This is a genomic window from Methanobrevibacter thaueri (assembly GCF_003111625.1).
In the GTDB taxonomy this organism is placed as follows: domain Archaea; phylum Methanobacteriota; class Methanobacteria; order Methanobacteriales; family Methanobacteriaceae; genus Methanocatella; species Methanocatella thaueri.
Genome location: NZ_MZGS01000024.1, coordinates 105,502 through 119,935, shown reverse-complemented (window position 1 = coordinate 119,935; position 14,434 = coordinate 105,502). Strand labels below are relative to the sequence as shown.

The window sequence follows — 14,434 nt, the reverse complement described above, 5'->3', positions numbered from 1 at the left end:
GATAGCAATTGTAAATTAGAGGTGTGAAAATGAAAGATAAAACATCCATTAATAGAAAATCAAACACAGGTGCAGTTGAACGTCAAACCAAAGTTCATGACAAAGAAGGAGACATAATGGCTATTGCGTCCAGAGATGTTGTTTCAATTCCTCCTTCAAAAAGTATTAAGGATACTGCAAAAGTAATGATGGAACATGAATTTAGAAGATTGCCAATCACTGATCCTGGTTCTGGAAAATTATTAGGTATTGTAACAGTAATGGATATATTGGATTTCTTTGGTGGAGGAAAAAAATTCAACATTATTGAGAAAAAATACGAAGACAATTTCTTGGCTGCTATCAACGAACCGGTTAAAGAAATCATGACTCGTGATTTGATTACAGAATCTAATAAATCTTCAATTGGCGAAACAATTGAAACCATGCTAGCAAACCAATTAGGTGCAATACCTATTGTTGATGCTGATGAAAAACTTGCAGGAATAGTTACTGAAAGGGATATAGCATTATCCTTGGCAGGCGTTGCAGGCAAAGACACTGTACAAGATTATATGAGTCCTAAAGTATTCACCACCACTCCTGGAACTTCATTAGGAGACGCATGTAAAATCATGGTAAGGAATGGTTTAAGAAGAATTCCAATCGTTGGTGGCGAAGCAGATATCTCTAAAGCTGCTAAAAAATTATTAGGAATCTTAACTTCCACTGATGTAGTTAAATTCTTAAATGCAAAAGAATTATTTGACAACTTAAATTCCAATTTGGCAAGTGATGTATTGGATCAAACAAAAATTTCAGACATTATGGCTAAAGAACCAATCACAGTTGAACCAACAATGACCATTGGGGAATTATGTGAACTCTTCGCCGAAAAGAATATTGGTGGAGTTCCAGTTGTTAAAGGCGATGATGTAATTGGAATCGTCACTGAAAGAGATGTATTGAACGCAGTTAAAAGATATTAAAATTATTTAGGAGATGATAATATGCAAATTAAGAATTTGATGTCTGAGGATTTAATTACCGTAGACAAAGATCAAAATCTTTCTGATGCTTTAAAATTGTTACGTAAACATAACGTTTCACGTTTACCCGTAACAAACCACAAAGAGTTAGTTGGTATAATTTCTGAAAGGGATATAGCTGCTAAGCTTGGATCTGCAAAATATGAAAGTATGCCTGCATCCAGACTTCATATTTCATCTGTAATGGTTAAAGATGTAATTACAGTTCCTCAAACAATGCAATTGGATGATGTGGCAAGATTGATGTTGGACAACGGCATAGGATCAGTCCCTGTCATGGATGAAGATGACAAGATGGTCGGTATCGTATCCAAGGCTGATTTTGTTACCCTTGCAGTAGGAATTGCTTTTGATAAAATCACTGTTAAAGAAATAATGACCAAGGATTTAAAAGTGGTGGGACCAACTGATAGGCTTATCCATGCTAGAAGACAAATGATGGAATCTAATGTGGGTAGATTGCCTGTTGTGGATGACGATAAACTTGAAGGAATGTTGACTTCCAAAGACCTGATGAGAGCATTCATTGACTTTAGGAAAAAGGTTCCTGAAAAATATCAGAAATCCCAGATTAAGGAGCTTTTGGTTGAGGACATAATGTCTTTTAATCCAACAGTGACTACAAGGGACGCCACAATATCTGAAGTGGCCAAAATCATGATTGAAACCGGATACAACGGTTTGCCTGTTGTTGAAGGCAATGATTTGGTTGGTATCATAACTCAAACCGATATTTTAAGACTAATTGAAAAATTAGAATCTTAAATATCTTCTTTTTTTATTTTTTTTAAGGGGGTCTAAGTATTACTTTAATTTCATTTCTAGGTCCTAAAGGAACATTCACACATGAGGCTGCAAGGCTGATTGGCGATGAGCTGATTCCATACTGCACAATTCCCGCAGTTTTGGACAGTGTTGCAAATGATGAAACTTCTTTTGGAATAATTCCTATCGAAAACTCCATTGAAGGACCTGTCGGAATCACATTGGATTCGCTTGCTCACAAGTACGACCTGAAGATTTTTCAGGAAATCATAATTCCAATCAATCAGAATCTGATTGTCAATCCTGGCACAAAAATGGAGGACATTGAGGATGTCTACTCCCATGCGCAGGCAATATCACAATGCCAGGAATTCATTCAGGAAAATATGATTCAGCCTCACTATGCGGTAAGCACTGCAAGGGCTGCCAAGGACATTAGAGGATTCAAGAACAAGGCAGCCATAGGAAATAGGGTGGCCGCCGAGCTATACGGCTTGGAGATTCTTAAGGCAAATATCCAGGACACAGATAACAATGAGACAAGATTTGTTGTCATTTCAAAGGAGGACCATGAGCCTACAGGAAGCGACAAGACCTCAATCATCTTTTCTATTTATGAGGACCGTCCTGGTGGATTGTATAAGATTTTGGGAATTTTCCAGAGGCATGAAATCAACTTGACAAAAATCGAGTCCCGGCCATCAAAAAAGGGATTGGGCAAATACCTCTTTTTCGTTGACTTCAATGGCCATAAGGATGATGAAATCATTCAGGAAATTCTTCGTGAAGTCGAAGACAACACCTATTTTTTAAAAGTTTTAGGTTCATACCCTGAATATAGGTAACTTTAAATTATTGTTTTAATATAATTTACATTATAATAATTTCAGGGAGGGTAGGCATGTCAGATGATAGAGATAAACTTCTTCATATTATGAACAGTTTGGAAGCGGATTACAAATCCGGAAAAATTTCTAAAGAGAAATACATCTACTTCCGATCCAAATATGAAGATAAACTGAATTCTATTGATGCTGTTGAAGCTACTCGAAGAATTAGATCTATGCAAGGTAAACCAAGCGCTCCTAAAGGCAATAAGAGGAGGAGCAAGAGACCTGCAGCAGATAAGAAAAGACAAGAACAAGATTTAGTTCAAAAATATATTATTAATCCTAAAAAAGATGATGCTAAATATAACCAGAAGAAAAAGTCATCAGATGGAAGTACATTTAGACTACTTGCGATTTTAGTATTGGTCATAGCCTTTACGGCTGGTGTGGCTTATGGAGTATTAAATTTCGATTTCCAGACAGGTACGGACACAACTCCAGTAGGTATCGTTCAAGATACAGCGTTCCCTGAAATTCATTCAGTCATACCTAACAATGTGACCAAAACCAATAGTACTTCAAATTACACCAAAACTAATGATGATAATGACGACAAACCTGATGTTGAAACCACTACAACGACCACAACTACAGTGGAGACTGATTCCACTCCTTCCCACTCAGATTCTGGAGGAGGCTCAGACTCTGGTGGTGGCGGTTCCGATTCAGGCGGAGGTAGTTCCGATTCAGGTGGAGGCTCAGACTCTGGTGGTGGCGGTTCCGATTCAGGTGGAGGCTCAGATTCAGGGTCCGATGAAGGTTAATATTAATTGTAAGGTGTTCTTATGAAAAATAAAATATTGAAAGGAAGTATAATTGCATTTATCTTTATAATATGTTTGATGTTTATAACTGTTGGAGTTAGTGCAGAAAGCAATTCCAATAATGGCACAACCATTGAGACATTGTCAAAAGGGGGATTGTCTATTACATATCCTTCCAATTGGGGTTATTCTGAAGCTACTTCAAATTATTCAATCATGGCAATTTCAAAACTGGATTCAATAGATGCCGCTGGTGTCAGTCAGGTAAATATCAATTTTGAGAAGCAACCGCTTACCATGGACTTCTATACATTTATTAACAATACCTACAGGCAAATGCAGTATGATTCCTCATTCAAACTAATCTCCTCTGGAGATTCAATGATTGCCGGCAAACCTGCCTTGGAGTACATCTACACTTCCAACGACAATGGTCTCGAAAGGGAGCATAAGGCCGTTTGGTTTGAAAAGGGCGGTCAAGCGTATGTGATTATGTACAGTGCACCATTGGATCAATTTGAATCTAACTTATATGTGTTTGATTATATCATTTCAGATATTCAAATCACATAAATTTATTTTTTTTATAGGTGTGTTTCATGATAATATTATGTGTTACAGGTAGCATTGCAGCTACAGAATCCATTAAGTTAGCACGAGAGCTTAGAAGAGAAGGCATGGAAGTCAAATGTTTCATGAGCGAGTCCGCATGTGAGATAATCAGTCCGAATGCCATGGAATTTGCAACAGGCAATGAGGTCGTGACCAAACTGACGGGCAAAATCGAGCATGTCAGATATTCCCAGGAGGATTTGATTTTGGTTGCGCCGGCTACTGCAAACACAATTTCCAAATTCGCCCATAAGATTGCGGACAATCCTATCTCAACCCTTTTAATCACCGCTCAAGGACATGACACTCCAATCATCTTTGTGCCATCAATGCATGACTCAATGTATAGGGCGATCAAGGAAAACATTGAAAAGATTAAAGATGAGGGAACCGCAACATTCATCAAGCCGAGAATGGATGAAGGAAAAGCCAAGTTCCCATCAAAAGAGGACATTGTTCTTGAATCATTGAGGGTAATTAACTTAAATAAAGAAGATTAGCATGATTAAAGGTAAGAAGATTCTTATAAGTCTCGGAGGAACTTATGAGCCTATTGATTCTGTAAGGGGAATTACCAATAAGTCCTCCGGTAAAATGGGATTGGCTCTTGCACGTGAGGCTTATATCCGTGGAGCGGATTTGACATTGGTTGTGGCTAATGTCAGTGTAGAGATTCCTTCTGTTTTTGATGTCATTCATGTTGAGACAGGCAAGGAAATGAATGATGTGGTTTTAAAGCTGATTCCTTCTTATGACATTTTCATTTCCACTGCTGCGGTTTCCGATTTTGAATTTAATCGGAAGTCCGATAAGAAGATTGATTCATCAAATTCTCTGTTTTTAGATTTGAAACCGGCAACTAAAATAATTCGTCAGATTAAGAAGGTGAATCCTGATATTTTTCTGGTTGGATTCAAGGCGGAGTTCAACATCTCAAGGGATGAGATTATCGAGTGTGCCCGAAAGCAGATTTCCGATGCCGGCACCGACTTGGTTGTTGCCAATGACATTTCCAGGGATTGCTGTCAATTCGGATCCGACAACAATGAGGTTCTGATTGTTGATGAGGATGTGTTGGTCGTGCCGTTGGCTTCAAAAAGGGAGATTGCCAAAGAGATTTTTGATGTAATTTCCAAAAAGGTGTAGCTTAATCTATATGCACCAATTATCTTTTATAATTTTTTAAAATACATTACCTTATTTTTAATTTCCTTTTAATTATTTGATGGTTAATGGATTAACAACTTTTTTAGTTCATCATCTATTTAATATTCTTGAAGTTATTTCCAGACCTGTTTTTCATAGATTCATAATTTGTTAGCTGAAACTAAAGTCTTTTCAAAATCTTTTATTTCATACATATAATTTTAAATCAATATGGTTTTCAAATTGCAATTATATTTTTATGGTAATGTTAGTTTTCACGATGGTATTTTCAACATTCATTTTTTAGAATAAGAACATAAATCTGCTGTCGATTATGGGCATTTTTGAGTAATACTTTTTAGATTAAAATACACTAAATAGGTTTTGAAAAAAAAGTCTTTTTAAAATAAGTTTTTTTAAAAAATAAGTTCATGCCTTTAGGAATGAGTTAAATGGAGTGATTAATAGAGTGAATCAACCTAAAGGCCGTTTCAATGAACTTTTATTTTATTTGCATTAGCATATATAATATTTTATTTTCTAGTATAAAAAGGTATCTAAGTAATACTTTTTTGAGTATTTTGTAGTAATTTTTTAATTTCCAGAGAGCTATTTTCTGGTTAATTATCACCCAAAAATTTGGTGATTTTTTTTAAAAATTTTTCTTGCATTGACATTGCATTATTGCCTTTTTAGTACTGGTGTGTTTTGGGTTTGGATTAGTTTTAAAAAATTTATTATCTGTTTTCCTTGAATATTGTCCGAATTTCGATTTGGAATTTCATGTGCTTCTGGTTTTGTTGTGCCTTGTTTAAAAACCAATGGTTATACATTTTATTTGATGTTTGTTGGGAATGTTTTTAGAGTTGTAATTTTTAAGGTGTTGATATCTATTCCGCTATCAGAGTCATGCCTTTCGCCGATATCTTTACAGTCGTTTGTTTTTTTCATTTGCTTGAAATTTTAAAAAAACCTGAAGCTTTATTTAGGGGATTTCATCTTTGCTTTTATTTTTTTTCATCATTATTGCTATGACGTTCCTTAGATTGCTTGATCCCTACATAATATTTGCTTTGGTGAAATGAGTTTTAGGGTTATGGTATAGATGTGTTATTTGACGGTTTTGGTGTTTGAGTTCTTGATTTTCATTTATGCTTCTTGTGAAGAACAATATAAAAATGGCATTAATTCCATAAATTTAATAGATAATAAAAAGATATTTATAAATAGTTTAATGGGTGGATGATATTATGAATATCATTTAGAATTTGAATCATGGCGAATGCCATAAATTCTATTGTTTGGATGATGTAAATCATGGTCGTTTCCTCTCATTGAGTATATTTGAAGTATTGTTAATAAAGTAATGATTAAATAAATTTGATGAATAAAGGATGTGGTGAATGATATGGATTTGTTTAGCTTGTCTTCGGCTCAGAAAATGTTGCTGTTTTCTGAGATAGAAAATCCTCATAATGATTCTTTTTATCTTGCATTTAGAAAGAATTATGATTTGGATGATTTTGAAAATGTAAAATCAGCTATAGAGTGTATTTCCAGGGAATATCTGAATTTACAAATTAAGCATGATGAAAATGGGGAATTCAAACAATATTTTGCTGATAATGATGTTGTTGTTGATTCATTTGACGTTTCAGATGAAAACCTTGATGATTTCATAAAAGATTATCTTGATAATCCGTTTGATGATGTTTTCGACTCCCCATTATATAAATGGGCCGTTTTAAAAACAGAAGGGTCTACAGTGCTTATTGGTGTCGTGCAACATATTTTGCTTGACGGAACATCACTTTACTCAATAGTTCCCCGTGAAATTGACAGGTATATGGCCTGCATTAAAGATGATGAGGAATATGTTCCGATTGATTATTCATATGAATCATATGTTGAAGACGAGTTGGATTATCTCAATTCCGATGATGCAAAAGCCGACAAGGAATACTGGCTGGATGCCTTAAAAGGTTACACTCAGGATTGGTATTCATTTGATGATTCCGAATTCGGATTTTTCGAGCTGTTTTTCGATCAAATTCCTGATTTCGAGTATTCTCCATTCATCATCTCATTGGCACTTAATTTTTTATACCTTTCAAAATCTAAAAAAGGCAATGATTCATTTAAGGACATGGTATTGAACACTTCCGTTCATGGAAGGTACTTCAATCAGGATGACGCCTTAGGAATGTTCGTTAATACAATTCCTTTAAGACTGGCCTACGATGAGGATTTATCATTCGATGAGCTGCTCGCCTATTCAAAAAGCGTTTTAAAGGAAGGTTTGAGCCATGCAAAATTGCAATTCAGTGAATACACAACAGATTTGAGAAACATGGGTATCGATCCGGATTGCATTTCAATGTTTTCAATCGTATCCAATTCCACAGATTATGATTCAAAATTCTTAAGTTTCCAGAAGGACATTAAATTTCCGCTTCACTTCAGAATAAACAAGAATTATTCCGATAAAGACGGTTTGCAATCCATATTTATAGAGTATGACAAGGCATGTTTCAGCAAAAGGGAAATTGAATTCATTGCAGACGGTCTGAGAGATTTGCTAAGGCAGGTAATGGAAGATTCCACCAAGAAATGCAGCGAATACAAGGTAAATGAAGTCGAATTTTTCAAGGCGGAAAATTATTACAGCAACTTAATTAATTCATTTGACAATCCAACCACAATTTCTCCGGATGTAAGCGGGGACAAAGAGAGATTCGTAAAAATATCCAAGCCAATTGACATTGAAAAGTTAAAGTATCTGTCCGGAGAATACCGCTTGTCAAAAGAAAAATTCCTGCTTGCAACATTTTTATATAACCTGACCAAATTCTCATTTTCAAAGGATATCCTAATTGCATATGACCGTGTTGCTGCAGGATATCACTTCAATACAGACATGACCGTTCAACAATACTTCGATGACTTCAAAAAATCTTTCAGGGAATATAAGAGCTACCCTCTCTTGAACAACAAAAAATTGAACTTTGAAAGTGAAGTACTGTTCGTGGTGGACGAATACGATAAAAAGGATTACAAATTGGTATTCAATTTTGAAAGCGGAAATATCAACATCAGTTACGATGAATCATTCTACTCAAAAGAATTAATGGAAACATTCTTGGATTCAATGGATGTTCTGTTTGACAGGTTCTCTTCTCCTGATGAATTGCTTAAGGACATTTCCATAAGGCGTGAAATTGAACTTGATGAAGGCTTTGAAATCAATCTTGCAAATGAGGGAATCGTAAATAAGGTATTTGAAAATATTGCGGCTGAAAATCCTCAAAAAACAATACTTTATGCTGAGGATGGTGAACTCACCTATGATGAATTAAACAGAAAAGCAAATAAGATAGCTAACGGTTTAATCAAAAGGGGAGTCGACATCGAAGACAGAGTAATGTTCATGATGAGAAGGAACAGCGATTTGATTGCAGCTGTTTTGGGTATCGTCAAAGCGGGAGCGGCATTCATTCCAATCGATCCGAATTATCCGAAAAACAGAATCAACCAGATTCTGGAGGATAGTGATTCCAAATTTGTTATAACATCTTCAGAAATAGACTATAATGGCGAAAACAGAATTGATGTTGATGAATTGCTGATGGGGGATGATGATTCAAATCCTGATGTTGTTTTGACTCCGGATAATTTATGTTTCTTAATTTACACTTCAGGATCAACCGGAAAACCTAAGGGGGTCATGATTACTCACAGGGGAATCACAAACTATGTGGCGAATGTTGAGGAGAACGTTCCGATTTACGAATTGAACCACAAGTGCAATAAGTTCATATCAATTTCTACAGTTTCATTTATCGTATTCTTAAGGGAAATATTCGGTACAATTCTAAACGGATTGCCTGTAGTGTTTGCAAATGATGAACAGGCCGTTGATCCTTTGGAATTGGTCGGATTGTTCAAGGCAACTGATGCAGAAGGATTCGGTTCCACACCAACCAGATTGCTCGAATACCTGCAGCTTGAAGAAATTCAGGATGTTGTCGGAAAGTGCAATGTGATTATTGTCGGTGGTGAAGGATTCCCTCCAGTATTATATGACAGATTATCAAAATACACAAATGCAGACATCTATAATTCATATGGGCCAACAGAAGTGACAATCGCTTCACATTATAAGTTAATAGACTCCAATGAGGTTACTGCAGGATGGGAAATGCTGAATGTAGTTGATAAGATAATGGATATTGATGGAAATCAGCTGCCTGCTTATGTGACTGGTGAAATTTATGTTGGTGGAGCTGGAATTGCAAGAGGATACCTGAACAACCCTGAACAAACTGAAAAGGTCTTTTTAACATTAAATGATATTCCATATTATAATACAGGGGATTTGGGTAAAAAAGATGTCCATGGAGAGTTGTATGTTTCAGGACGTAACGACACTCAAATCAAACTCAGAGGATTGAGGATAGAGTTGTCTGAAATTGAGGGTGCAATTGCAAATTATGAAAATGTCTCCCTTTCAAAGGTTGTTGTTAAAAAACTCAACAACGTGGAACACTTATGCGCTTATTTCACAGCATCCTGTGATATTGACATTGAGGACATGAGACAGTGTCTGATTGATTCCTTGCCTGAATATATGGTTCCGTCATATTTCACACAGCTTGAATCATTCCCTAAAACTCCTAATGGAAAAACAGACTTTAAAAATTTACCTGATCCAGAAATTGACATTGATGAATTCATAAAACCAAGAACTGATATTGAAAAAGAGCTATTTGATATAGTCTCTGATATTTTGGGAGTCGATGAATTCGGTGTAAACACTGATTTGTTCAATATAGGACTCACTTCCCTGTCTGTAATCAAATTAACTTCAGCAATTTATAATAAAATGAATGCACAGCTGAACGTTACTGAAATATTGAAATATAAAACAATAGAAAAGATTGCATCTGAAATTAAAATAGTTGATGATGAAGAATCCGATGTTCAGGAATTCTATCCGTTAACTTCAAATCAGCTTGGAGTTTACTTTGACTGCATCAAAGATCCTGATAACACTGCCTACAACCTTCCAAAGAAAATGGAATTCAGTGAAGGCATTGATGTGGATAAGCTCAAGTCAGCAATCATAACCGCCATTGAAAATCACCCTTATCTAAAAACAATAATGGTAATGGAAAATGGTGAGGTTTATCAGCAAAGAAGGGACGGCCTAAAAGTCGATGACTTGATTGAGGTTGTTGATGAAGCCAATATTGATGAATTTGTAAAGCCTTTCAAACTTGATGAGGGACCACTGTTCAGATTCAAGATAGTCGGAAACTCAATGCTGCTTGCCGATTTCCACCATATCATTGTGGATGGGACTTCCCTAAACATTTTATTTGATGAAATCTCAAAAATCTACGATGGAAAGGATTATGAGCTTGAAGAACTTGACGGATTCGAGTATTCCTTAAATGAAATTAAAACGGAACAGTCCTCATTATATAAGGAAGCTGAATTGTTCTTCGCCCATAAGGTTCAGGAATTTGATGACGCAACACTGATTGCCCAGGACATCAACGGTGATGAATCCGAGGGCAATGCTGCAATGAGGGATGTTTTCCTTGATAAGGAAACTATTGACGAGTTCTGTAAGAAATCAAACCTCAGTCAGAATAATCTGTTCCTTGCTGCAACTTCATTTGTTTTAAACAAATTCGTTTACAACAGAGATATATTGATTGCAACAATCACTAACGGCAGATTCAATCCAAATCAGCAAAAAACATTGGCCATGATGGTTAAGACATTGCCGTTGGCATTGAAATTAAATTCAGATTCAAGTCTTAATGAATATCTGGAGTACATTAATGGGGAATGGCTGAATGTACTGGCATATTCATCATATCCTCTAACCGAAATTTCAAATAAATTCGACATCGCTCCTGAAATATTATACGCATATCACGGAAAAATCATCGAAGACATTGAAATCGGCGGAATGAATGTTGAAAGGCAATCCCTTGACTATGAAGGTCTGAAATTCAAGATTAACATAAATGTGGTTGAAGTGGATGGCCAATACAGGATATTCTGTGAATACAACGATCAGCTATACTCTGAAACATTGATTAACACTTTCCTTGACTGTATCAGAATAGTCTTAAACAAATTCATGACATTCAACGGAAATACACTCATGAAGGACATTTCAATCATTGAAAATGATGATTGGGGCGTCGATGATTTGGAATATGATGATATTCCTGAAGACAGGCTGAATAAGATATTTGAAAATCAGGTCGAATTGCATCCGGACAGGGTCATCTTATATGCGGATGACGGCGAGTTCACTTATGTGGAGCTAAACGAAAAGGCTAATAGGATTGCTCACAGTCTCATCAAGAAAGGAGTCGGTCCTGAAGATAGGATAATGTTCATACTGAACAGAAACAGTAATGTGATTGCATCTGCATTCGGTATTCTAAAGGCAGGTGCAGCTTTCATTCCGGTTGACTCTGAATATCCTTCAGAAAGAATTGAGCATGTTCTAACAGACAGTGAATCAAAATACATCATTGTGGATGATGTCATTGAGAAAAAAGGCATAGACTTGTCCCAATATAGCGATAATTTGCTGGATGTCAATGAACTTCTTAAGGAAGAGGACACTTCCAACCCTGACCCTGATGTGCATGCAAACAATATGGCATATCTCATTTACACTTCAGGTTCCACAGGACTTCCAAAAGGAGTAATATTGGAGCATGGAAACATTGCAAACTTTGTTTATCCTGACCCTAGAAATGTCTGTACATATGAACTGGTCCACAATCTTGAAAAAGAGGATTACAAGGTATTGTCCACTACAACTGTAGCTTTCGACGTATTCCAGCAGGAACTGATGGGATCTCTGTTGAATGGAGTTCCAATGGTATTTGCAAATGATACCGAATACAAGGACCCTATTGAAATGATGGATTTAATCCACAGGTCCGGAGCGAATGTCTACGTTGCTACACCTTCACGTATTCTACAATATCTGGAAATTGAAGCGATGCAGGAAACAATGTACGGATTTAAAGTTTATATTCATGCGGGAGAGCCGTTCTCAGCAAGATTATATGAATTGCTCAGCGAAAACTCCAACGGAAAAATCTTTAACATGTATGGTCCGACTGAAACAACCGTCTACTGTAACGGTCAATTGCTTGAAAGTTCAGACATCCATATAGGTAAGGCACTGTTCAATGTGCATGAGATGGTTATGGATTTCGATTCCAATCCTTTACCTCCAAATGTCATTGGTGAGCTATTCATTGCGGGAAAAGGTGTTTCAAGAGAATATCTGAACCGTCCGGAAAATAATGCCAAAGCATATGAGATTATTAATGGTGTCAGATTCTATCATTCCGGAGACTTTGTCAAAGTCACTGAAGACGGGGACTATTATGTATTCGGAAGAATGGACAACCAAATCAAGCTCAGAGGTTTGAGAATTGAAATAGGCGAGATTGAAGTGGGCCTTTCAAAATTCCCTGGAATCAAATCTGTTGCGGTTGTTGTTAAAAAAATCAAGGGCAACGATCATCTGTGTGCATATTTCACAGTTCATGATGAATATAAGGATGAAAATCGTGAAGAAAATGGTTATTCCATTGATATTGACGAGCTGAAAGCATCCCTTGGTGAAAAATTGGTATATTACATGGTTCCAACAGTCTACATGGAGCTTGATGAAATGCCTCAAACCGCAAACGGAAAAACAGACCTGAGAAACTTGCCTGAACCGGTTTTAATCACTGAATATGTTGCTCCTGAAAACGACATTGAAGCATTCTTTGCAAACCTGTTTGCTGAAATCCTGGGACTTGACGAAGTAAGTGTCACTGACAATTTCTTTGAAATCGGTGGAACTTCACTTTTAGTTACTAAAATCACTATGGAAGCTTTAAACAGAAACTATAATTTAAGTTATGGTGATGTTTTCTCAAATCCGACTCCAAGGGCATTGTCAGAATTTATCCTCTCTGATGAAACAATGGACAAAAAAGAGGAATTATCCTATGACTATTCACAAATCAATGATCTGCTCAAGAAAAACAATCTTGAAACAATACTTGATGGTGGAATTCAGGATAGCTTAGGCAATATTCTGCTTACCGGTGCAACAGGATTTTTAGGAATACACGTGCTTCGTGAAATACTTGATAATGAAACAGGGGACGTTTACTGTTTCATCAGGGCCAATAAGGTATTGAGCGGTGAAGAAAGATTGAGATCTCTACTGTTCTATTACTTCTCCGATGAATATGAAGAGGTATTCGCAGAAAGATTGCATGTCATTGAAGGGGACATCACTAACTTTGAAGACTTTGAAAATCTTATAAATGAGAAAATCGATACCATAGTTAACTGTGCTGCCAACGTTAAGCACTTCTCATCCGGAACAGATATTGAAGACATTAACCTTGGTGGTGTAATAAACGGACTTAAATTTGCAAAGATGAAAGATGCAAAATACGTCCAGGTTTCCACATACAGTATTGCCGGTGAAAGTATAAACAATTATCCTCCGGTTGATGTCAAATTCACGGAAAATGATTTGTTCATTGGTCAGGCTGTTGACAATCAATATCTCAATTCCAAATTCTTGGCAGAACGTGCGGTTCTAGAAGCTGCCGTCAATGACGATTTGGACGTTAAAATCATGAGGGTTGGAAACCTGATGGCAAGAAGCTCTGACAGTGAATTCCAAATCAACTTTGAATCAAATGGTTTCATCAATCGTTTAAAGGCATTCGTAACAATTGGAAAAATGCCATATTCAATGCTAATGAATAATGTTGAATTTTCACCGATTGATGTGACTGCAAAAGCAATTTTAGGTCTTTCAAAGACTCCTAAAGAATGTACAGTTTTCCATCCATACGATTATCACAGCGTTTCCTTTGGAGACATAATCGACATTATCAAACCTTTAGGATTGGATATTGAACCTGCTGAGGATGACGATTATGAAAATGCTTTAGATGAAGCGCTTGCAGATAAATCAAAACAGGAAGGTGTGTCAGGCCTTATCACTTCAATAGGTTCCGGAAAGGTCAAAAAGATTTGGATGCCTGTTGACAATACATTCACTATTCAGGCGCTTTATCGTTTGGGCATTAAATGGCCATTCATATCTGAAGACTACATCTATAATTTCATAAAATATCTGGATGATTTGGACTTCTTTAGTCTATAGAGG

General features: G+C 36.3%; 8 protein-coding genes. All 8 read left to right on the top strand.

Features of this window, described 5'->3' with window-relative positions; translation table 11 throughout:
* The first annotated feature begins 29 nt into the window (after nucleotides 1-29).
* The 8 genes from MBBTH_RS07410 (at nucleotide 30) to MBBTH_RS07375 (ending at nucleotide 14,431) form a co-directional block, all read left to right on the top strand.
* Entirely contained in the window at nucleotides 30-968 is a 939-nt protein-coding gene (locus MBBTH_RS07410) for a CBS domain-containing protein (protein WP_116592420.1), read from the top strand.
* A 21-nt stretch (nucleotides 969-989) separates the two neighbouring features.
* On the top strand, nucleotides 990-1,793 hold the full coding sequence (locus tag MBBTH_RS07405) for a CBS domain-containing protein (protein ID WP_116592419.1): 804 nt from the start codon (nucleotides 990-992) through the stop codon (nucleotides 1,791-1,793).
* A gap of 38 nt (nucleotides 1,794-1,831) precedes the next feature.
* Nucleotides 1,832-2,638 carry a prephenate dehydratase gene (gene pheA / locus MBBTH_RS07400; protein ID WP_116592418.1) on the top strand — a complete coding sequence of 269 codons (807 nt, stop codon included), beginning with the start codon at nucleotides 1,832-1,834 and terminating at the stop codon, nucleotides 2,636-2,638.
* Between the two features lie 56 nt (nucleotides 2,639-2,694).
* Nucleotides 2,695-3,447: an endoglucanase gene (locus tag MBBTH_RS07395; protein WP_207773349.1), complete on the top strand. Its 753-nt coding sequence runs from the start codon at nucleotides 2,695-2,697 to the stop codon at nucleotides 3,445-3,447.
* A gap of 21 nt (nucleotides 3,448-3,468) precedes the next feature.
* Complete coding sequence (locus MBBTH_RS07390) at nucleotides 3,469-4,020, top strand: PsbP-related protein (RefSeq protein ID WP_116592417.1); 552 nt, start codon at nucleotides 3,469-3,471, stop codon at nucleotides 4,018-4,020.
* Nucleotides 4,021-4,046: 26 nt separating this feature from the next.
* On the top strand, nucleotides 4,047-4,559 hold the full coding sequence (locus MBBTH_RS07385) for a flavoprotein (RefSeq protein WP_116592416.1): 513 nt from the start codon (nucleotides 4,047-4,049) through the stop codon (nucleotides 4,557-4,559).
* A 1-nt stretch (nucleotide 4,560) separates the two neighbouring features.
* Nucleotides 4,561-5,205: a phosphopantothenoylcysteine decarboxylase domain-containing protein gene (locus MBBTH_RS07380; RefSeq protein ID WP_116592415.1), complete on the top strand. Its 645-nt coding sequence runs from the start codon at nucleotides 4,561-4,563 to the stop codon at nucleotides 5,203-5,205.
* A gap of 1,408 nt (nucleotides 5,206-6,613) precedes the next feature.
* Nucleotides 6,614-14,431, top strand: coding sequence for a non-ribosomal peptide synthetase (locus MBBTH_RS07375; RefSeq protein ID WP_116592414.1), 7,818 nt, complete (start codon nucleotides 6,614-6,616; stop codon nucleotides 14,429-14,431).
* Nucleotides 14,432-14,434 lie beyond the last annotated feature (3 nt).

Coding starts and splice junctions, on each gene's coding strand:
- MBBTH_RS07395 (WP_207773349.1), top strand. CDS start 2,695: ATGTCAGATGATAGAGATAAACTTCTTCATATTATGAACAGTTTGGAA.
- MBBTH_RS07390 (WP_116592417.1), top strand. CDS start 3,469: ATGAAAAATAAAATATTGAAAGGAAGTATAATTGCATTTATCTTTATA.
- MBBTH_RS07405 (WP_116592419.1), top strand. CDS start 990: ATGCAAATTAAGAATTTGATGTCTGAGGATTTAATTACCGTAGACAAA.
- MBBTH_RS07375 (WP_116592414.1), top strand. CDS start 6,614: ATGGATTTGTTTAGCTTGTCTTCGGCTCAGAAAATGTTGCTGTTTTCT.
- MBBTH_RS07380 (WP_116592415.1), top strand. CDS start 4,561: ATGATTAAAGGTAAGAAGATTCTTATAAGTCTCGGAGGAACTTATGAG.
- MBBTH_RS07385 (WP_116592416.1), top strand. CDS start 4,047: ATGATAATATTATGTGTTACAGGTAGCATTGCAGCTACAGAATCCATT.
- MBBTH_RS07410 (WP_116592420.1), top strand. CDS start 30: ATGAAAGATAAAACATCCATTAATAGAAAATCAAACACAGGTGCAGTT.